This is a genomic window from Pseudonocardia wallangbongensis, from assembly GCF_054486945.1.
In genome coordinates this window covers 446866-465903 of record NZ_JBRERS010000005.1, presented here as the reverse complement: position 1 = coordinate 465903, position 19038 = coordinate 446866, and the positions used below count along the sequence as shown (strand labels likewise).

At 74.0% G+C, this 19038-nt stretch carries 19 protein-coding genes; 9 read left to right on the top strand and 10 right to left on the bottom strand.

Translation table 11 applies throughout. From position 1 onward, the window contains the following. Window positions 1–89: 89 nt before the first annotated feature. The 4 genes from ACU436_RS21235 (at window position 90) to ACU436_RS21220 (ending at window position 4200) form a co-directional block, all read left to right on the top strand. A complete protein-coding gene (locus ACU436_RS21235) occupies window positions 90–1169 on the top strand; it encodes a Gfo/Idh/MocA family protein (protein WP_459027836.1) in 1080 nt (359 codons plus the stop codon). Beyond that, window positions 1169–2281 (top strand): alcohol dehydrogenase catalytic domain-containing protein, encoded by a 1113-nt coding sequence (locus ACU436_RS21230; RefSeq protein ID WP_459027834.1) that lies wholly within the window; start codon window positions 1169–1171, stop codon window positions 2279–2281. Before ACU436_RS21235 ends, ACU436_RS21230 begins: the two co-directional genes overlap by 1 nt. Further along, window positions 2278–3051, top strand: coding sequence for an SDR family NAD(P)-dependent oxidoreductase (locus ACU436_RS21225; protein ID WP_459027832.1), 774 nt, complete (start codon window positions 2278–2280; stop codon window positions 3049–3051). Before ACU436_RS21230 ends, ACU436_RS21225 begins: the two co-directional genes overlap by 4 nt. Before the next feature lie 174 nt (window positions 3052–3225). Further along, window positions 3226–4200, top strand: coding sequence for a hypothetical protein (locus ACU436_RS21220; protein WP_459027830.1), 975 nt, complete (start codon window positions 3226–3228; stop codon window positions 4198–4200). 29 nt (window positions 4201–4229) lie between these two features. Here ACU436_RS21220 and ACU436_RS21215 read toward each other — a convergent pair whose 3' ends face one another. Together ACU436_RS21215 and ACU436_RS21210 are read right to left on the bottom strand one after the other, a co-directional pair. Then, window positions 4230–4523, bottom strand: a complete 294-nt coding sequence (locus ACU436_RS21215) for a hypothetical protein (protein ID WP_459027829.1) — start codon at window positions 4521–4523, stop codon at window positions 4230–4232. Between the two features lie 106 nt (window positions 4524–4629). Then, on the bottom strand, window positions 4630–5460 hold the full coding sequence (locus ACU436_RS21210; RefSeq protein WP_459027827.1) for an LLM class flavin-dependent oxidoreductase: 831 nt from the start codon (window positions 5458–5460) through the stop codon (window positions 4630–4632). 370 nt (window positions 5461–5830) lie between these two features. Here ACU436_RS21210 and ACU436_RS21205 point away from each other — a divergent pair, with 370 nt between their 5' ends. Then, window positions 5831–6031, top strand: coding sequence for a hypothetical protein (locus tag ACU436_RS21205; RefSeq protein WP_459027825.1), 201 nt, complete (start codon window positions 5831–5833; stop codon window positions 6029–6031). Window positions 6032–6199: 168 nt separating this feature from the next. Then, complete coding sequence (locus ACU436_RS21200; protein ID WP_459027824.1) at window positions 6200–7453, top strand: acyl-CoA thioesterase/BAAT N-terminal domain-containing protein; 1254 nt, start codon at window positions 6200–6202, stop codon at window positions 7451–7453. A gap of 3 nt (window positions 7454–7456) precedes the next feature. On the opposite strand, the gene ACU436_RS21195 is transcribed toward ACU436_RS21200, so the two are convergent. From ACU436_RS21195 to ACU436_RS21180, 4 genes are read right to left on the bottom strand one after another with little or no spacing between them, the layout of a single operon-like run. Then, window positions 7457–7900 carry a DUF6194 family protein gene (locus tag ACU436_RS21195; RefSeq protein ID WP_459027822.1) on the bottom strand — a complete coding sequence of 148 codons (444 nt, stop codon included), beginning with the start codon at window positions 7898–7900 and terminating at the stop codon, window positions 7457–7459. Window positions 7901–7939: 39 nt separating this feature from the next. Then, window positions 7940–9109 (bottom strand): pyridoxal phosphate-dependent aminotransferase, encoded by a 1170-nt coding sequence (locus ACU436_RS21190; protein WP_459027820.1) that lies wholly within the window; start codon window positions 9107–9109, stop codon window positions 7940–7942. Then, the gene (locus tag ACU436_RS21185) at window positions 9106–11829 is read right to left on the bottom strand and encodes a helix-turn-helix transcriptional regulator (protein ID WP_459027818.1); all 2724 of its coding nucleotides are present in this window, start codon (window positions 11827–11829) and stop codon (window positions 9106–9108) included. Before ACU436_RS21185 ends, ACU436_RS21190 begins: the two co-directional genes overlap by 4 nt. An 18-nt stretch (window positions 11830–11847) precedes the next feature. After that, on the bottom strand, window positions 11848–12045 hold the full coding sequence (locus ACU436_RS21180) for a MerR family DNA-binding transcriptional regulator (protein ID WP_459027816.1): 198 nt from the start codon (window positions 12043–12045) through the stop codon (window positions 11848–11850). 649 nt (window positions 12046–12694) lie between these two features. On the opposite strand from ACU436_RS21180, the gene ACU436_RS21175 reads away from it, so the two are divergent. Further along, window positions 12695–13483: an SDR family NAD(P)-dependent oxidoreductase gene (locus ACU436_RS21175; RefSeq protein ID WP_459027814.1), complete on the top strand. Its 789-nt coding sequence runs from the start codon at window positions 12695–12697 to the stop codon at window positions 13481–13483. Between the two features lie 195 nt (window positions 13484–13678). Here the strand turns inward: ACU436_RS21175 and ACU436_RS21170 are convergent, their stop codons facing one another. After that, complete coding sequence (locus ACU436_RS21170; protein ID WP_459027813.1) at window positions 13679–14461, bottom strand: alpha/beta fold hydrolase; 783 nt, start codon at window positions 14459–14461, stop codon at window positions 13679–13681. A gap of 60 nt (window positions 14462–14521) precedes the next feature. Then, window positions 14522–15886, bottom strand: coding sequence for a sulfatase-like hydrolase/transferase (locus tag ACU436_RS21165; protein ID WP_459027811.1), 1365 nt, complete (start codon window positions 15884–15886; stop codon window positions 14522–14524). A gap of 240 nt (window positions 15887–16126) precedes the next feature. Here ACU436_RS21165 and ACU436_RS21160 point away from each other — a divergent pair, with 240 nt between their 5' ends. Further along, window positions 16127–17017 carry an aminoglycoside phosphotransferase family protein gene (locus tag ACU436_RS21160; protein ID WP_459027809.1) on the top strand — a complete coding sequence of 297 codons (891 nt, stop codon included), beginning with the start codon at window positions 16127–16129 and terminating at the stop codon, window positions 17015–17017. Between the two features lie 70 nt (window positions 17018–17087). Then, entirely contained in the window at window positions 17088–17723 is a 636-nt protein-coding gene (locus ACU436_RS21155; RefSeq protein ID WP_459027807.1) for a LysE family translocator, read from the top strand. Here the strand turns inward: ACU436_RS21155 and ACU436_RS21150 are convergent. Together ACU436_RS21150 and ACU436_RS21145 are read right to left on the bottom strand one after the other, a co-directional pair. Then, a complete protein-coding gene (locus tag ACU436_RS21150) occupies window positions 17720–18607 on the bottom strand; it encodes an alpha/beta fold hydrolase (protein ID WP_459027805.1) in 888 nt (295 codons plus the stop codon). The two genes, ACU436_RS21155 and ACU436_RS21150, sit on opposite strands and share 4 nt — an antisense overlap. Then, a complete protein-coding gene (locus tag ACU436_RS21145) occupies window positions 18604–19035 on the bottom strand; it encodes a nuclear transport factor 2 family protein (protein ID WP_459027803.1) in 432 nt (143 codons plus the stop codon). Before ACU436_RS21145 ends, ACU436_RS21150 begins: the two co-directional genes overlap by 4 nt. Window positions 19036–19038: the final 3 nt, after the last annotated feature.

Genomic DNA, 19038 nt, shown 5'->3' with positions numbered 1-19038 from the left:
TCTGTTGCGCAGATCACAACGGACCGTGAGTGATCATTTCGCACGGTCGGGACATCCGGTCACGATCGAGCTTGCGCGTACGCCCGATCATGAACGACGGTGGATCCGTGGCACCGACGACGTTCGCAGTGGTGGGAAGTGGCAAGCGAAGCCGGTTCTTTCTCCGCATGGCCGCGGCGGCGCCCGACCGCCTGCGGGCCGTCGGGATCGTCAGCCGGAGGCCGGATCACGTCACCGAGGGGATCCCGGCCTTCCGCACGCTCGACGAGCTGCTCGCGGGCGAGCGCCCCGACTTCGTGGCCGCGGCCGTGCCGTGGCCGCAGATGCCCGACGTGGCCCGCGCCGCCGTCGCGCTCGGCGTGCCGGTGCTCGTCGAGACCCCACCCGCCCCCGACCTGGACGGCCTACGGGCGCTGTGGACGGACGTGGGCGGCAGCGGTCTCGTACAGGTGGCCGAGCAGTACCTGCTGATGCCGGGGCACGCGGCCCGGCTGGCGGCGGTGCGCGCGGGGACCGTCGGGGAGCCGACCGCGGTGCACGTCTGCTCCACGCACCTCTACCACGCGGTCTCGCTCGTGCGGAGGCTGCTGGGCGTGGACATGGAGGACGTCACGGTCAGCGGCCGCGCGTTCGCGGCCCCGCTCGTCGACCCGCTCGGCTTCGACGGGTGGCGGCCGGGCGCCGGCCCCGAGCCGCGGACCAGGACGATCGCCACGCTCGACTTCGGCGACGGCCGCCACGGCCTCTACGACTTCACCGAGAACCAGTGGTGGAACCCCCTGCTCGCCCGGCGGATCGCGGTGCGCGGGACCACGGGCGAGCTCGTCGACGACCGCCTCGTCCGGCTGGCCGAGCCCGAGACGCCCGTCGAGTCGCACCTCGTGTACCGGCGGCTCGGTATCGACCTCAACCTCGAGGGCAACGAGCTCGACCACGTCTCGCTCGACGGCCGCGTGCTGTACCGCAACCCGTTCCGCGGAGCGCGCCTGTCCGAGGACGACATCGGCGTCGCCGCCATCCTCGAGGCCACCGGCGCGTGGGCCCGCGACGAGGCGCCACCGCCGTACCCGCTCGCGCAGGGCTGCCAGGACCACGCGATCTCGCTCGCGATCGGCGAGAGCGCCCGCACGGGGCAGGACGTGCGCGTGGCGAAGGAGGTGTGGGCCTGATGGCGCGGGTACGGGCCGCGGTGCTGCGGTCGCCCGGCGAGCCGCTGCGGGTGGAGGACGTCGATGTGGACGCGCCGCACGCCGACGACGTCCTGGTGCGCGTCGAGGCGGCCGGGGTGTGCCACACCGAGCTGCACTACATGGACGGCGCCATCCCCTGCCCGCTTCCGATCGTGCTCGGCCACGAGGGCAGCGGCGTGGTCGAGGAGGTCGGCACCGGCGTGGACGCCGTCGCGGTGGGCGACCGGGTGGCCTTCACCTGGCGCCCGCGCTGCGGGCACTGCGAGTACTGCGCCACGGGACGCCCGGTGATGTGCGTGTACGGGCGGGTGCAGGCGCGCACCGGGGGGCTGCTCGACGGCACCTCGCGGCTACACCTCGACGGCGGGCCGCTGCACCACTTCCTGGGCGTCTCCTGCTTCGCGGAGCGTGCGGTCGTGTCGCAGCGCGCCGTCGTGAAGGTGCCCGACGGCGTTCCGCCCGCGGTCGCCGCCGTCACCGGATGCGCGGTGATCACCGGGGTGGGCGCGGTCGTCAACGTCGCCGGGCAGGTGGCGGGCAAGCCGCTGGTCGTGATCGGTGCCGGTGGGGTGGGCCTGTCCGCGCTGATGGGGGCCGTGCTCGTCGGCGCGGTCCCGGTCGTCGTCGACGTCGCCGCGGACAAGCTGGAGCTCGCCCGCCGCCTCGGCGCCGCCGACACGCTCGACACCTCCGGCATGTCGCCCGAGGAGGCGGTCGCGGCCGTCCAGGAGCTGACCGGCGGCGGCGCCGAGGTGGCCGTCGACGCGGTGGGGCTGCCGCAGACCCTGCGCCAGGCCTTCGCCGTGCTGCGCCCGGGCGGCACCGCCATCGCCGTCGGCCTCGGCGCGGTGGACGCCACGGCCTCGGTGCCGATCAACGAACTGGTGCAGCAGCAGAAGCGCCTGGTCGGCAGCCTGTACGGCTCGGCGAACCCGCCCGTGGACCTGCCCCGGATCCTCGGCCTGTACCTGGCCGGGCGGCTGCCGCTGGACCTCCTGCTCGGCGAGCGGTATCCGCTCGACCGCGTCGACGACGCCTACCAGGCCCTGCGCGCGGGCGCAGGTGGCCGCGCGGTGGTACTGCCGTCGTGACCGGCTTCGCCACCTACCCCAGCCTGCAGGACGCGGTCGTGCTGATCAGCGGCGGCGCGAGCGGCCTCGGCGCCGAGTTCGTCGCCCAGTTCGCCGCCCAGGGCGCGCGCGTCGCGTTCGTCGACGTGGCGGCCGACGGGGGCGAGAAGCTCGCCGCGGCCGTGGCGGAACGCGGCCACCCGCGGCCGCTCTTCCGCGAGTGCGACATCCGCGATCTCGACGCCTACCGCCGCGCGATCGCCGAGATCGCGGGCGAGCTGGGCGACGTGCAGGTGCTCGTGAACAACGCCGGCAGCGACACCCGCCACGCCGTCGGTGACATCGAGCCCTCGTACTGGGACGAGCGCATGCGCGTGAACCTCGACCACCAGTTCTTCGCGGCGCAGGCGGTGGCCCCCGCGATGCGGACCGCCGGCCGCGGCTCGATCGTCAACATGGGCTCGATCAGCGCCCACGTGGACCTGCTCGACCTCACCGCCTACATGACCGCGAAGGCCGGCGTCGAAGGGCTCACCCGGTCGCTGTCGCGCGAGTTCGGGCCCGACGGCGTGCGGGTCAACTGCGTGCTGCCCGGCTGGATCATGACGCCCCGGCAGCTGGAGAACTGGGTGACCCCGGAGGCCGACGCCCACCGCGCCGCCGCCCAGGCCGTGCCCCAACGCCTCGAGCCCGCCGACGTCGCCAGGCTGGTGCTCTGGCTCGCTGCCGACGACAGCCGGGCCTGCACCGGCCAGCACTGGGTGGTCGACGGCGGCTGGATGCACTCCTGACCTGGTCGGGCTATGCCGGGTGATCAAGGGCGGATGGTCGCTGTTCGATCTTCCGGAGCAACCATCTCCCCTTGATCGACGCGGAGGGTGCGCGATCATCCACCTCGGCGCCGGGTTGTCCACAGATCGACAAGGCTCGGTCACTCCTCACGACCGAGGGCGCACGCTCGATGCATGCGCCGGCCACTTCGCGACATCGCCGCGGCGCAGCACGGCGCGTTCAGCACCGCGCAGGCCATGAGCTGCTACAGCCGCGGCGAGTTGCGCGCGTTGGTCAGCTCGCGTCGCTGGTGCGCAGTGTTCACGGGTAGCTATCGGCTGAGCTCAGCCGAGCCAGGCCCCAGGCTCCGGCTCTCGGCCGCCAGGCTCAGGATCGGGCGGGAGGTGCCGGCCTGCCTGCACACGGCGGCCGAGTTGCACGGCTTCGGCGTGCTCGATGACATCGCCACCCACGTCGCCGTGCGTCCGGACGAGGGCTGCACCCGCCGCGCCGATCTCTGGCCGCACCAACTCGCCCTCGCGGCGGACGACGTCGTCCGGCTCAGGTGCGGGGCGCTCGCCACCGGTGCCGACCGGACGGCCGTAGACCTCGCCCGGACCCTTCCCCGCCTCGACGTCCTGCCCGTGCTCGACGCCGCCCTCGCCGCGGGCGTCTGCACACCCGGATCGTTGGCCGCCGAGCTGGAGCGGCACTCCGGGCTACGCGGTGTGCTGCAGGCGCGGGAGCTGGTGCCGTTGGCTGCTCCCGCTCCGGAGTCGCCGCAGGAGTCCCGGCTGCGCCTGCGCTGCCACGACGCCGGGCTGCCGCCGCCCACCCTCCAGCTCCCGGTCCTCAATTCACGAGGCCGCCCGTGCCGCTGGCTGGACCTGGCCTGGGAGGAGGCGAAGGTCGGCCTCGAGTACGACGGCGAGGACGGGCACGCCGGGCGGCAGAACCTGCGCGGCGACCGTCGCCGCCACAACTTCCTGCAGGACGACGGCTGGGCGATGTTCTATGCCACCGACCTCGACGTGTACCGCGACTTCGCGGACCTGATGCGCAAGGTCGCGACCGCAATCGAGCGCCGAACAGAGCGCGGGCCGTTCCTTCCTGTCGATCAAGGGGAAATGGCGGCTCCGGAAGATCGAACCACGACCATCTCCCCTTGATCACCTCCTCGGAGGGTGGCGGCCGAACCTCAGCGGCGCTGCTCCTCGTCTCGGGGGGTGAGGGCCGAGGCCGGGACGAGCGCGGCCAGGTGCTCCGCCACCACGGCGCCGTAGGCGTCGCAGACGGCGAAGTTGACCCGGCCGAACCAGCGGCCGTCGACCGCGCGGGTCCACCGTTTGAGTAGCCCCGGCACCCTCGCGGTGGCGACGAGGAGGCCGCCCGGCACGGGGTCGGCGATCGGGCCGGGTGAGTCGGGAGGGCCGTAGAGGCGGTCGAGGTGGACCCACACGGGCCGGTCCAGCGGCGGAGGCGGCGTGCTCACGCTCGACGACCACGGCTTGTACAAGGCTTCCCCTTCCAGCGACCACGGACTGGCGGTCGGGGGAAGCGACCACGTGCGCCACCAGGATCGCACGCCGCACCGGCGCTCAGGACACCAGATCCGCCATCCGGTCGACCTGCGCCACGTCGGTGGCCCAGCAGTAGAGGACGACCTCGTCGGCGCCGAGGTCGGCGTAGGCGCGCACCGCGTCCCGCACCCGGTCCGGCGTGGTCAGCAGGCCGCCCAGCATCCGGTCGGCGTTGCCGGTGAAGCCGTAGTAGGCGCCCATGGCAGCACGAGCGGCGTCGGCGACGCCGTCCGGGCCCAGCGCGACGTTCACCTGGCCGACGAGCCGCGGCCGGCCGGGGCGGGCGTGCTCCGCCCAGTCGCGCTCGACCGCGCGGAACAGGTCACCGGCCCAGGACGGCGGGGCGGCGCAGAGCAGCCCGTCCCCGAACCGGGCCACGCGGGCGAGCGCCGCCGGGCGGAACGCGCCGAACAGCAACTCCGGCCCGCCGGGTGAGGCGAGGGCCGGGCCGATGGGTGTTCCTCCGGCCCACAGCTCCCGCATCCGCACGAGCTGTTCGTCGAGCCGGCGGCCGCGTCCGCGCAGGTCGACGCCGGCAGCGGCGTGGTCGTCGGCGCGCCCTCCGACGCCGAGGCCCAGCGTGAAGCGGCCGCCAGACAGCCGGTCGAGTGTGGCCACCTGCTTCGCCAGGAGCGCCGTGCCGCGCAGCGGGGCGAGCAGCACCTCGGTCTGCAACCGGATGCGGTGGGTGACGCCGGCGAGGGCGGCCAGCGTGACGAGCGGCTCCGGGTTGTGCCAGACCAGCCGGTCGAGCAGTCCGAGCGTGCTGAACGGGCCGGCGTCGGCTCGGACGGCCCACTCGCGCAGGGCGTCCGGGTCGTCCACGGGCAGGCCGATACCGATCTTCATGGGGGCTCCGAGGGGTAGGTGTGATCGTCAGCCGCCCCTCCTCGCCCGGGTGGGCGGGTGGTCCCGTTGCTGCGGCGCCGTTCCGTCGGGACCACCGGCGGAGTCGCCGGGAACGCTAGTGGTTCCCGCCGGAGGTATCGGTGCGTATATCGGCGGATCCAGGTTTCCGCTGGGTGCGCCGGCGGGCCGGCCTCGTACCGGGCGTACTCGGCCGGTGCGGCCAGCGGGAAGCTGGGCCGTCGAGATACGTGCCGTACTTCCGGCGGGGACCACTGGCATCGCCTGGACGGAGGCCCGATCGTGATTACGGCGAGATCCGGGTCACATAGGCTCCGGATCTCGCCACGAGCGGCACGGCCGGGAGGCCACCATGCGGATCGGCTCTGCGCTCCTCGTCATCTGGCTGGTCATCGGCGCGTACGCCGCGTACCAGCGGGGTTACTTCTCCGGGGACGGCCAGGTCAACTGCGCCGAGCTCGGCACGGTGCTGGTCACGATCGTCGCGGGGCCGTTGAACTACGGCGGACTGAACCCGCGGATCGACTGCACGATCCCGCAGCCGTCGCCTTAGACATGTCGCCCGACCGGGGGAGCTTCAGGGCGCGATCCGATCTTCGCTCTTAGCATCCCAAGCATGCGGATGTTGATCGGCATGGCCTGCGCGGTGGCGCTGCTGACAGCCGGCTGCTCCGCGCACCCTACGGAGGCGGGCCCGCAAATCACGGCAACCCCGGACGGCGTGAGCATAGCCGTACCCGTCCAGGTGACGGTCGACGGGCTCCCCGCAGGCGATCAGGTCCGCGTCTGGGCGCGCACGTACGACCGGCGGGGCCAGGTGTGGGAGTCGTCCGGCGAGTTCGTCACCGACGGCGTGGGCCAGGTGGACCTCTCGACCGATGCGTCGACGGGCGGCACCTACACCGGTGTCGATCCGCACGGGCTGTTCTGGTCGATGCGCCTGCCCGAGGACGAGCAGGCGCCCTACCCGATGCTGGACGCCGACGACATGGTGGTGCTGCTCGGCGTCGACCAGGCGGGTGCCACCGTGGCGCGCACGACGCTGCGCCGCGTCGTCCGCGAGCCGGCCGGACAGGTTCTGCCCATCGCCGAGGCGGGCCTGGTGGGTGACCTCTACCTGCCGCCGGGCACGGGCATCTGGCCCGGCGTGGTGCTGCTCGGCGGCGCGGAGGGTGGACGACCGGACCCGGCGTACGCCGCCCTGCTCGCGTCGGAGGGCTACGTGGTGTTCGGGCTCGCCTACTTCGGCGTGACCGGCCTGCCGAAGACGCTGACCCGCATCCCGCTCGAGTACGGGCTGGACGCCGCGCGGTGGCTCGCCGAACGGCCGGAGGTCGCCGGGGACCAGGTCGGTGTGGTCGGTACGGGCAAGGGCGCCGAGTACGGGCTGATGCTCGCCACCTCGGAGCCGTCCCGGTTCGCCGCCGTGGTGGCGCACGTGCCGTCGGACGTCGTGTGGCCCGGGGTCACCGTCTCGGCCGCCACGTCCGTGTCCTCGTGGACCCGGGCCGGCGCGGACGTGCCGTTCCTGCGCTGGCCGTACAGCCGCGGGGCGTCGTCCGCGGCACCCGGCCAGGCCGTGAAGTCGGCGGAGACGTACGAACGGGCCGTCGACGCGGCATCGAGCTGGCGGCTGGGGGTCGCCAGCATCCCCGTCGAGCGGATCACCGCCCCGATCCTCTTCACCGCGGGCGACGCGGACGGCATGTGGCCGTCCACTGCACAGGCGCAGCGTGCGCTCGACTCGATCGACGAGACGGGCAACCGCTACGGCGCGAAGCTGCTGGACTTCCCGGGAGCCGGCCACCTCGTCGGCGGCGTGCCGGACCTCCCCACCACCCGCACCGCGCTCGCCTTCGGGCCGGTCACGGTCGAGACGGGCGGGGACCCCGCGACAACGGCGGCCGCCGTGCGGGACACCTTCTCCGCCACGGTGGAACTGTTGCGCAAGACGATGCCCCGCGGCCGCGGGTGACCGCTATCGGCGGCTCGCCCGCCGCTCCGCCTTGCGGACGGCGGCGGCGTACGCCTCGGCGAGCAGGGGCTCGACCTCCTCGAACGTGGCCTCGCCGGGGTTGACGACGCACACCCAGTACTGGGAGCCGTAGTGGGGGTGCGGCATCAGCCGGTCCTCCGTGGCGTGGTCGAATTCGGTGTCGAGCACCCAGTCGTCGTCCCGCTGCCGCGGCGGGTCGCCGAACAGACGGGTGTGGGTCGCCTTCGTGAGCCCGACGCCCCGCCGGTACGCGCCGTCGCGGTCCAGCTTCGAGACCCGGTCGTGGCGGTCGCTGGTGACGACCGTGGCGAACGGCTGCCACGCCCCCTCGGGCGGGTGGCCGGTCGGGTCGTAGGTGAAGAAGGTGTCGCCCTCGCTCTCGACGGCGACGACGTGGTTGAGCTCCTCGCTGATGTACCGGATCACGGATCGGGCATCCGTACCTTCAATCGTGTCATTGAACCGCTATTTGAGACTTTTCAAGCGCTCGACCGCCGCGTGCAGCGTCTCCGGGCGCTTCGGGAAGGCGAAGCGGATCATGCTGCGCCCGGCCACCGCGTTCTCGGGCGTCCAGAACGAGACCGCGGGCACGCACGAGACGCCGATCTCCGTGATGAGCCGGTGGGCGAACGCGACCCCGTCGCCCGCCGGGTCCAGGGGCGACATGTCGCACAGCACGTAGTACGACCCGTCCGGGCGGCGCAGGCCGAACCCGATGTCCTCCAGCGCGCCGCAGAGCAGGTCGCGGCGCTCCAGGTAGCGGGCGGCGACGTCGGCGTAGTAGGCGTCCGGCAGCCCCAGCGCCGCGACGCCGGCGGCCTGCATCGGCGCCGGCGCGGCGATCGTGAGGAAGTCGTGCACCTTGCGGATCGCCGCGGTGAGGTCGGGCGGCGCCACCGTCCAGCCGACGCGCCATCCGGTGACGGCGTACGTCTTGGACAGGGCGTTCACGGTGATCGTCCGGTCCTCGAGCCCCGGCACCAGCGCGGGCGGCACGTACCCGCCTGCGCCGAGGTAGTGGATGTGCTCGTAGATCGAGTCGACGACCAGCACGGCGTCCCAGCGCTGGCACAGCTCCGCCAGGAGCGCCAGCTCGTCCGCGGTGTAGACCTTCCCGGTCGGGTTGTCGGGATGGCAGAGGAACACCGCCTTCGTGCGGGGGCCGAACGCCGCGCGCAGCTCGGCCTCGTCGAAGGTCCAGTCCGGCCCGTGCATCCGCACGGTGCGCGGCACGGCACCGGCGAGGATCGCGTCCGGCTGGTAGTTCTCGTACCAGGGCTCGAACAGCACGACCTCGTCACCCGGGTCGAGCAGCGCGAACGCCACCGCCACCAGTGCCTCGGTGGCCCCGCAGGTGACGCAGAGCTCCGTCTCCGGGTCGATCGTCCAGCCCGGGTAGGTCCGCTCGGTCTTCTCGGCGATCGCCGCGCGCAGCGGCGGCGTGCCGAACGTCATCGGGTACTGGTTGTCGTCGGCCTGGATCGCCGCACACGCCGCGTCCTTGATCTCCTGCGGGCACGGGAAGTCCGGGTAGCCCTGCCCCAGGTTGATCGCGCCGTGCTGGGCGGCCAGCCGGAACGTCTCCCGGATCACCGACTCCGTGAAGAGCCCGGCCTTCGCGCTGGTGCGGATCATCGTGTCCCTCCCGACAGGGACATCAGCTCGCCGCGGGAGCTGATGCCGAGCTTCGGATAGGCCTTGTAGAGGTGGTAGGCCACCGTGCGCGGGCTGAGGATGAGCTGCGCGGCGATGTCGCGGTTGGACAGTCCCTGCGCGGCGAGCTGGGCGATCTGCAGCTCCTGCGGCGTCAGCCCGTTGAAGGCGGGCGACGGTGCGGGCTGCGGCGTCCGCGCCCCGGACGCGCCCAGCTCGGCCCGCGCCCGCGCCGCCCACGGCGTCGACCCGATCTCCTCGAACGTCGCGAGCGCCGCCGAGAGCTGCACCCGGGCGTCGCTCTTGCGCCTGGCCCGGCGCAGCCACTCGCCGTGGAGCAGCGCGGTGCGCGCGTGCTCGAACGGCCGGCTCGCGGTGGCGTGCAGGGCCAGTGCGCGCTCGAAGTGCTGCCCGGCGTCGGCGTCCGGCGCCGTCAGGGCCTGGCAGCGGGCGAGCAGCGCGTCGATCCACGGCCGCCGCAGGATGGCGGCCCAGCGGGTGAGCAGCGCGAGCGGCTCCACCGTGTCCGCGACCCGGCCCAGCCGGACGGCGGCCTCGATCTCGGTCGGCACGCTCCGGACGACCGCGGCGAGGTGCCGGCTCGGGCCGTGCGCCATGCCCTGCAGCCGGTCGAGACAGCCCTGGACGCGGCCGTTCCCGAGATCGAGCAGCGCCAGCCCGGCCTGGGCCCAGGCCATTCCGGAAAGCGCGCTCGCGGGCACCTGCCCGTCGAGGGCCGCGATCTCGGCGTGCTCGCGACACCGGTCCCCGTCGCCCTCCACCGCCGCGAGGTGGGCCAGCGCGCCTGCGGCGTAGCTCACCCAGAGCGGCTGGCCGGTGGCGCGCGCGATCTCGATGGCCTCGCTGCCGCTGACCCACGCCTCGCGGTGCCGGCCGAGCATGACCTGTGCGAGCGTGGCGATGCCCAGCCCACCCGGCAGCGCGTGCACCGTGCCGCGCTCGCGCGCCTCCGCGACCAGCGCGCTCGCGATCTCGACGCACTCCTCGTCCCGCGCCGCGACGAACGCCCGGCTGGCCACCTCGAGGAGCGCCCGCGGACCGGCGGCCGCACCCGCCTCCCGGGCCCGCGACAGCACCGTGTCCAGCGCGGGGAGTCCGGCCGGATCACGGTCCAGCACGAGCGCGGTGGCCCACCGCGCGAGCCAGGCCACGCCCATCAGCGGCCCGTCGGGATCGAGACCCAGCGCGTCGAACCGGTCGACGGTGGCGGCGATCAGCTCCTCGTCGGTGGGCGCCGCCCAGGCCGCGTGGAGGCTCTGCATGAGCATCCAGAAGGCGCCCTCGGGGTCGTCCCCGGCGATCCGCAGTGCGGCGTCGGTGAGCAGGCCGTGCGCGCGGTGCAGCTCGCCCTGCGCGAAGTCGGCGCCCGCCCGCACCGCGGCCAGCCGGGCGAGGACGACCGGATCGGCGACGTCGCGGGCGACCCGCTCCGCATGGCCCCGCGCCCACTCCAGCCGGCCGCCGTGCACCCCCGCCTCGCAGGCCAGCACGATCCGGCGCGTCGCGGCCTCCCGGTCGGCGCTCAACGCCGCCGCGCGCTCGTAGGTGGCCGCCGCGGCGCCGTGCCCACCGCGGGCCTGCGCCCGGTCGGCCGCGTGTTCGAGGTCGGACGCCACCCGCTCGTCGGCGCCGGTGGCGGCGAGCGCGAGGTGCCAGGCCCGCCGGTCGACGTCGTCGGCGTGCGCCTCCGCGAGCGCGGCGTGCACCGCGACCCGCTGCACCAGCGGCGCACCGTGGTAGACGGCCGCGCGGATCAGCGGGTGGCGGAACGCCAGCCCGTCCGCCGTGACGGTCACGAGCCCGCTCGTCTCGGCCGGCTGCAGGTCCGCGGCGCCCAGGCCGAGGGCGCCGGCCGCCCGCAGGAGAACGGGCACGTGGCCGGTGTCGTCGGCCGCGGCCACGAGCAGCATCCGCCCGCTCTCCGGCGGCAGCGCCCTGACCTGGTGGTGGAAGGCGTCGAGGACCCGGCTGGTCAGCGGGATCAGGCCGAGATGGGCGCCCTGCGACGCGATCAGCGGGGGCAGCTCGCGCAGCGCGAGCGGGTTGCCGTGGGTCTCGGAGATGAGCCGTTCCCGCTGGTCGGCGGCCAGCGCGGCGCCGAGGTCGTCGAGCATCGCCGCAGCGCTGTCGGGATCCAGCCCGGCGAGCGGGATCTCGGGGACACCGGCCGCCGCGAACCCGCCGGAGTGCTCGCGCACCGCGAAGAGCACCACCACACCCTCGCGGTCCAGCCGCCGCGCGGCGAACAGCAGCGCCGCAGCGGTGGGCCGGTCCAGCCACTGGGCGTCGTCGACGAGGCAGAGCAGCGGCTGGGTCTCGGCCAGCTGCGCGAGCACCGACAGCACGGCGGCGCCCACCAGGAACCGGTCGCCGCCGTCGGCGTCACCGAGACCGAACGCGCCGGCGAGGGCTCGGCGCTGCGGTCCGGGGAGCGCCTCGAGCGCGTCGGCGGCGGGACGCAGGAGCAGGTGCAGGCCGGCGAAGGGCAGCTCGGCCTCGGACTCGATCCCGGCGCCGCGCAGGACCCGCATTCCGTCGGCCCGCTGCGCCGCGTACTCCAGCAGCGCCGTCTTGCCGATCCCGGGCTCGCCGCGGACGACCAACGCCCCGCTGATGCCCTCCCGCGCCGCGGCGAGGAGGGCGTCGATGCGCTCCTGCTCGGCGCACCGCCCCCGCAGCATGGGGCCACCCTATCCGGGTCAGCCGTCGTCCCGGCCCTGCTCGGCGAGTGCGCGAAGTTCGGCCTTGACGTTGTCGACGTCCCAGCGCGCGTGCTTCCCCTTGGTGACGACCTCGGGCGTGATCAGCCCCTCGTTCCGGTATCGCTGGATCGTCCGCACGCTGAGTCCGAGGGCACGGGCGAGATCGCCCGTGCTGACGGGGCGCGCTGATGGCATGCGTCCACGGTATGCGCTGGTTAGTGGCCTCTGATGACCTCAGGCGCGTGATACTACTGATAAGTATCTATGTGTATCTCTGTCGCGATTCGTCTACCATCAGGCGGCAACCTTCGACACGGAGCTGGGGTGGATCGATTGCAGTGCGAGAACTGCGGGGAGCCGATCAGGTACGAGAAGGCCCGGCCGAAGCCCGCCTGGGTGCACGCCGACAGCGCCGAGCCCCCGTGCGCCGAACCGCCGGGCGGGACCGCGTGGCCCCGCTACCGGGGCATCGACCGCCGCCGCGGCCCCCGCACCCCGTGGGGCAGCGAGGGCGTGTTCTGGCAGGCGGAGGTGCCGGGTGGCGGCTTCGCGTACGGTCGCGCGCCCGACGAGGACAGCGCCCGGCGCGTGATCGGGATCCTGCAGGCCGGCCGCACCGTGTGCCCGGGCTGCTCCGGCCACGGCGCGACCTGTTGCGCGCGCGTACCTGGGCGCGGCGGGCGCGGGGACGCTCACCGAGCTGCGGAGGTGCGAGACGTGCGACGGCCAGGGCTGGCTGCCGGGCACCCGGCCGCCGGCTTGACGAGTACTGATAGCGGTACGGATTCCCGGCGGCGCGCGGATCCCTAGCGTTCCGGTCATCACGAACCGGAAGGAACGCGCCATGCTGCTGGAGAACCGCAACGCCGTCGTCTACGGGGCCGGAGGGTCGATCGGCTCGGCCGTCGCCGCCACGTTCGCCCGCGAGGGCGCCCGCGTCTTCCTCGTCGGACGCACCGCGGAGGGCCTGGAGCGGGTCGCGAAGGAGATCACCGCGGCCGGTGGGCGGGCCGACGTCGCCGTCCTCGACGCCCTCGACGAGCAGGCCGTCGACGACCACGCGAGATCGGTGGTCGAGACGGCGGGCAGCATCGACATCTCGTTCAACCTGGTCGGCGCCGGGGACGTGCAGGGCATCCCGCTGATCGACATGACCACGGCCGACTTCACCCGGCCGGTCATCACGCGCGCCACGGCGAACTTCATCTCGGCGCGGGCGGCGGCCCGGCACATGGTGAAGCAGGGTTCGGGGGTCGTTCTCGCGCTGGACAGCGGCTCCGCGGTCGGCAGCCCGATGATGGGCGGGACGGGCCCGGCCGACGCCGCAACGGACACGCTCGTCCGCAACCTGGCCGCCGAGACCGGGCCGAGCGGCGTCCGCGTCGTCGGGATCTGGACGGCGGGGCTCCCGGAAACGCTCTCCCCGGAGAAGCTAGCCGCGGTCACCGGCGGTCCCGCCATGGACGACGCGGCGTTCCAGGGCCTCCTAGCGCACCTGGACGGGATGCGGATGACCCGCCGCTCCCCCACCCTCGCCCAGGTCGCCGCCACGGCCGCGTTCCTCGCGTCCGACGGTGCGGGAGCGATCACCGGCACGTTCGTCAACGTCACCAGCGGCATGTTCCCGAGCTAGCTTCCTGAGGCCGACGAAGCCGGTGAACGGCCCGACCGGGCGGCGTCGCCGGCGCGGAACGTCCCCTGCGGCCCACTTCACACACCCAGCAGTGGCTTCGCACAAGGCCGGCCATGTGTCAAGTCGGTACTGGGTGTGTGAAGTCTTGTCGGCGAGGGCTGACAGCACCGCCGGCGACACCACGCCCGGCGCGGGTCACGACGTGGCGGCTGCAACCAGGCCGGCGAGCTCGTCGGCCATCGGCTCCGGCCGCCAGCCATGTCGGGCACCGGGCACCTGCTTCCAGCTCGCATCGGGAACGGCCTTCGCGATCGACTCGGCAGCCGGACGCATGATGTCGTAGGTCTCGGCGCCGACCATCGCCAGCGTCGGGACGCGGATGCCGCCGAACAGCTCCGCGTGCGGGGCGGACTCCGCCCAGGCCAGCGAGTCGGCGTCGGCCTTGAGGCTGCCGGCCTGGTCGACCATGGCCGGGGTGCCGAGGACGTACTCCAGCAGCTCGGGGGGCATGTCGCGCATGTAGTGGCGCAACGCGCCCTCGAGGTCGCCCGCGTCGATGTGGCGGTTCACGGTCTCCGCCCATTCGCGCGCCCCGCTGTGCGGTGGTGCCAGCGGCGCCTCCCACAGCGCGAGCCCGGAGACGGGCAAGCCCGCAGCGGCGGCGTACAGGGAGATGGAGCAGCCGGAGGAGTGGCCGCAGAGCACCGCCCTGCCGCCGACGACATCGATGAGGGCGGCGATCGCGGCGACCTCGCGGTCGAGTGCGACCGCGCCGGGAACGAAGCTCTCCCCGCGTCCGACGCGGTCGTGGACGATGGTCGTGGCGCCCCGCCGGGAGAGCAGTTCTGCCGTCTCGGTCGTTGTGGGGTCGATGGCACGCCATGGTCCGGCGCCCGCGACGAAGATCAGCGCAGGGCCGCTGCCCCGGCGGTCGTAGGCGATCCGGTCCCCGGCGGCCGTCGTGACGAACTCACTCATGGACACTCCTTGCCGTTGGTCGACCTGTTCGCCCGTACAGACGCTCCGCGACCGTGAGATTCATCGGACGCCGGCGCGCCGCCGGTACGGCAACAGGTCGGCGGCCACCGCATCCCACCCGGCAGCCAGCTCGGCGACGACGTCCGGGTGCCGGCCCGCGAGGTCGTCGCCCTCCCCCGGGTCGGCCGCCACGTCGTGGAGCGCGTCCGGAGCCGATCCGGATCGCAGCAGCTTCCACGGACCCCGCCGCAGCGCACCGCCCGACCGGGTGCGCCAGAACAGGTCCCGCCCGGGCGGCGGAGCGGCGTGGAGGAGGTGCGGAACGAGGCTCGCGCCGTCGAACGGGTACGCCGGTGCGGCCCGTGCACCGGCCAGCTCGACGAGCGTCGCCGTCCAGTCCTGGCTGATCGTCGGCACGTCGCTGACCAGGCCCGGCCGGATGCGCGCCGGCCACCGCAGGATCGTGGGCACCCGGATGCCGCCCTCGTACAGGCTCCCCTTGTTCCCCCGCAGCGGCCGTTGGTACGACCACCGCTCCCCGCCGTTGTCGCTGGCGAACAGCACGATCGTGTCGCGCTCGGCGCCCGACTCCCGCAGCGCGTCGAGCAGCCGCCCGATCCCGGCGTCCATCGCCTCCACCATCCGGGCGAACGTCTCGCGTGACCCGCCGCCGCGGTGGCCGAGCGCCTGCCGCTCACCCGCCCGCAGCCGCGCGGTGAGGTCCTCGCTGACGGCGATGTCCCCCGGCGCCTCCCACGGCCAGTGCGGCGCGGTGAAGTTGACGTCGAGCAACCACGGGCCACCGTGGTCGGCGCGCACGAAGGCCGCAGCGCGGTCGGCGATCAGGTCCGTGTAGTAGCCCGGCACGTCGACCGGCACGTCGCCCTCGTAGAGGTCCGGCCCGCGCGCCGTCAGCTTGGAGTAGTAGTCCAGGGCTCCGCCGGCGTTGCCGAAGAACGTGTCCCAGCCCGACCTCGTCGGCCCGAACCACGGCAGGAAGCCGCAGTGCCACTTGCCGACCATCGCGGTCGTGTAGCCGGCCTCCTTGAGCAGCGAGGCGAGCGTGGGGTGCCCGGGCGGGATGCCGTGCCGCTCGTCCGGACGGCTGATCGGCTCCTGGAGCCCACCCTCCAGCCGCCCCGGGTACCGGCCGGTGTAGAGCGCGAACCGCGTGGGCGAGCACACCGGCGCCGCCGCGTACGCCGAAGTGAACCGGACGCCGTCGGCCGCGAGACCGTCGAGGTGCGGCGTGCGGACGTGCGGCGACCCGTAGCAGCCCAGGTCCGCCCACCCGAGGTCGTCGGCGAGCACGACGAGCACGTTCGGCCGGGACGGGCGGGCGCCCGCGCTCCCGGCCGCGGTGGACGCCAGTACGGCGCCCATGCCCGCGGCGATCAGGCGTCTCCTGGTGATCCCGCCCCGCATCTCCCCGATCCGTTCCTCGCCACCCGCAGGGACCCGCCGGTGCCCCCGACGCTGCCGGCGGGTCCCTTTCCGGGCCGCGTCCCGGCCCCCCAGCCCCGGACGCGACGTGCCTTCGGTGACCGGCACGGACGACCTTGCCGGGCCTTCCTGTCGACCGCTTCTCGCCCGCCTGTGCACGACCTGTGCGGGAACGCGAAATCCCGTCGCGCCGCGGATCCCGGCCCGCCACGATGGCTCGCGATGCACCGCGACGCGATCGACGCCGCCCTTGCGGCTCAGCTGGTGACCACGCAGTTCCCGGATTGGGCGGATCTCCCCGTCGTCCCCGTGGACCAGCCGGGCTGGGACAACCGCACGTTCCGTCTCGGCGACGCGATGTCCGTGCGGCTCCCGAGCGCGGCGGCATACGTGGCCAGCGTGGAGAAGGAGCACACCTGGTTGCCGCGGCTGGCGCCGCAGCTCCCGCTCCCGGTCCCCGTGCCCCTCGCGCTGGGGGTGCCGGGCGACGGCTACCCGTGGCCGTGGTCGGTCCGGCGCTGGATCGGCGGGCGGGTCGCCTCACGGGCGCGGATCCGCGACCTCGTCCCGTTCGCCCGCGACCTCGCCGGGTTCCTCGTCGCGTTGCAGCGCGCGGATGCGACCGGCGGCCCGGCGGCCGGCGACCACTGCTTCCACCGCGGTGGATCCCTGCGCGTCTACGACGCCGAGACGCACGAGGCGATCGCCGCGCTCGGGACGCGCATCGACGGCTCCATCGCCACCGACGCATGGCAGACCGCGCTGAAGGCCACGTGGACCGGCCCACCGGTGTGGTTCCACGGCGACGTCGCGGCCGGCAACCTCCTCCTCGACGACCGGGGCGACCTCGCCGCCGTCATCGACTTCGGCACCTGCGGCGTCGGCGACCCGGCCTGCGATCTCGTGATCGCCTGGACCCTGCTCGAGGGCGAGAGCCGGTCGCAGTTCCGGCGCCTGATGCCGGCCGACGACGCCATGTGGGCCCGCGCCCGTGGCTGGGCGCTCTGGAAGGCCCTGATCACGATCGACAACCCGTACGCGGGGCCGTGGGTCGCGGAGGAGTCGGCCCGGGTCGCGGAGGAGGTGCTCGCCGAACACCGCTCGGCGCGATGAGTCTGCGACGCGCTCGCGATGCCGCGCGTCCAGGGTGCCGCCGGAGCCCGGAACGTGCTGACATGGAGGCATGGTGTCCCCCGACCGTCTACTCGCCTTCGCGGCGATGTCGTTCCTGCTCATCGTCGTGCCCGGCCCGAGCGTGCTGTTCACCGTCGGGCGCGCCCTTGCCCTCGGCCGGCGCGCCGCCCTCAGCTCCGTCGCGGGCAACGCGGTCGGTGGCTACGTGCTCGTCGTGGCGGTGGCGTTCGGGGTCGGGGCGCTCGTGGAACGCTCGGTCGTCGCCTTCACGGTGCTGAAGCTGGCCGGCGCCGCCTACCTCGTCCACCTCGGCATCAAGGCATGGCGGCAGCGCGGGTCGCTCCCGGTCACGGTCGGCGGCGAGGCACCGCGGGGCGGCGTCCGCACCCTGTGGGAGGGCTTCACGGTCGGCGTGGCCAACCCCAAGACGATCGTGTTCTTCGCGGCGGTGCTGCCGCAGTTCGTCGACCCGGACCTCGGGCACGTCGTCGGTCAGATGATGCTGCTCGGCCTGATCTTCGTCGGGATCGCCCTCGCCTCGGACAGCGCGTGGGGCCTGAGCGCGTCCGTCGCCCGCGACTGGTTCGCCCGTTCCCCCCGCCGGCTCGCCGCGATCAGCCGGGTCGGCGGGCTCTCGATGATCGGACTCGGCGTCACGGTGGCGGTGACGGGGCGGAACGACTAACCAGCGCTCAGCCAGCCGTCGAGGAGTTCGGCGGTGCGCTCGGGTTGGTCCTCGGCCGTGTACGTGTACGCGTCGTTGATCGTCCACAGCTCGGCGCCGAGCGCGGTGGCGTACCGCTCGGCGTGGTCGAGCGGGAAGACGTGGTCCTCGGCGGCCCACGCGAGGAGCACCGGCCTGCCGAACGATCGCCGCAGCGTCTCCGCCGCGACCCTCGTGAAGCGCGGCGAGACGGCACCGATCGCCTTGCGCCCGTCGTCCCTGATGGCCGCCCGGGTGAGCACCGGGCGCACGTAACTGCGCATCGCCTGCGCATCGATCGGCCGCTTGGCGAGCCGGCCGTACGTGTTCGGCAGCCGCCACGTCGCCGGCAGCCGCAACGGCTGGTAGAGCGCCCGGTGCGTGGCCGGGCGCCGCGCCGCGGCCTTGAGCAGCCCGAAGCCGCCGGGGCCCGGCGGCCACGAGCACTCCGGGGTCTCGCAGGAGTTCAGCACCAGGCGGGCGATCCGCTCGGGGCGATCCGCGGCGGCGACCTGGGCGTACGCCCCGCCCGAGTCGTTGCCGACCAGCGTGACGTCGCGCAGGTCGAGCGCGTCGAGGACGTCCCCGACGAGCCGGGCGATCCCCGGCGGGGACAGGTCGGCGTCCGGCGCCATCGGCACCGCGTGTGAGCCCAGCGGCCAGTCCACCGCGATGCAGCGGTACGCGTCGGCGAGCAGCGGGACCAGCTTGCGCCAGATGTTGGCGTTCACCAGGTAGCCGTGGACGAAGACGAGGACCGGACCGTGCCCTACGTCGTGGTAGCGGATCGGCCCGCCCGGCAACCGAACCTCGCGTGCCGGGCCCAGCCGGGGGTCCCGCCACGTCTCCGCGTCCCGCGCGGTCACCGGCCCAGGAGGAGCCGAACAGCACCGAGCCACGCCGCCGGGCGGAGGAGCAGCGCGAGCGCGACCGGCGTGGGGTCGAAGAAGGCCTCGCGCCGCAGCACGCGCCCGTCCGGGCCGATCTGCAGCTGGTCGAAGCTGCGGAAGGTCAGCGGCTTGCCGCCCACCGTGCCGCGGAGCCGCACGTCGATGAACACGACGTCGTCGCGCCCGGCCCACGTCATCACGTCGCCCCGGAGGTCGGGCGCGAGCCGGAGCAGGCGACGCGCCGCCTCGTGCCAGACGGCCCGTCCCCGGCCGGACGGCAGCAGCGGCTGGACGAACTCCGCGTCCTCGGCGAGCAGGTCGTCCCAGGCATGCGGGTCGGGGCGGTCCCATCCCTTCTCGAAGAGATCGACCACCTGTTGGTGCACGCTCGGCCAGTCGGCCATGAT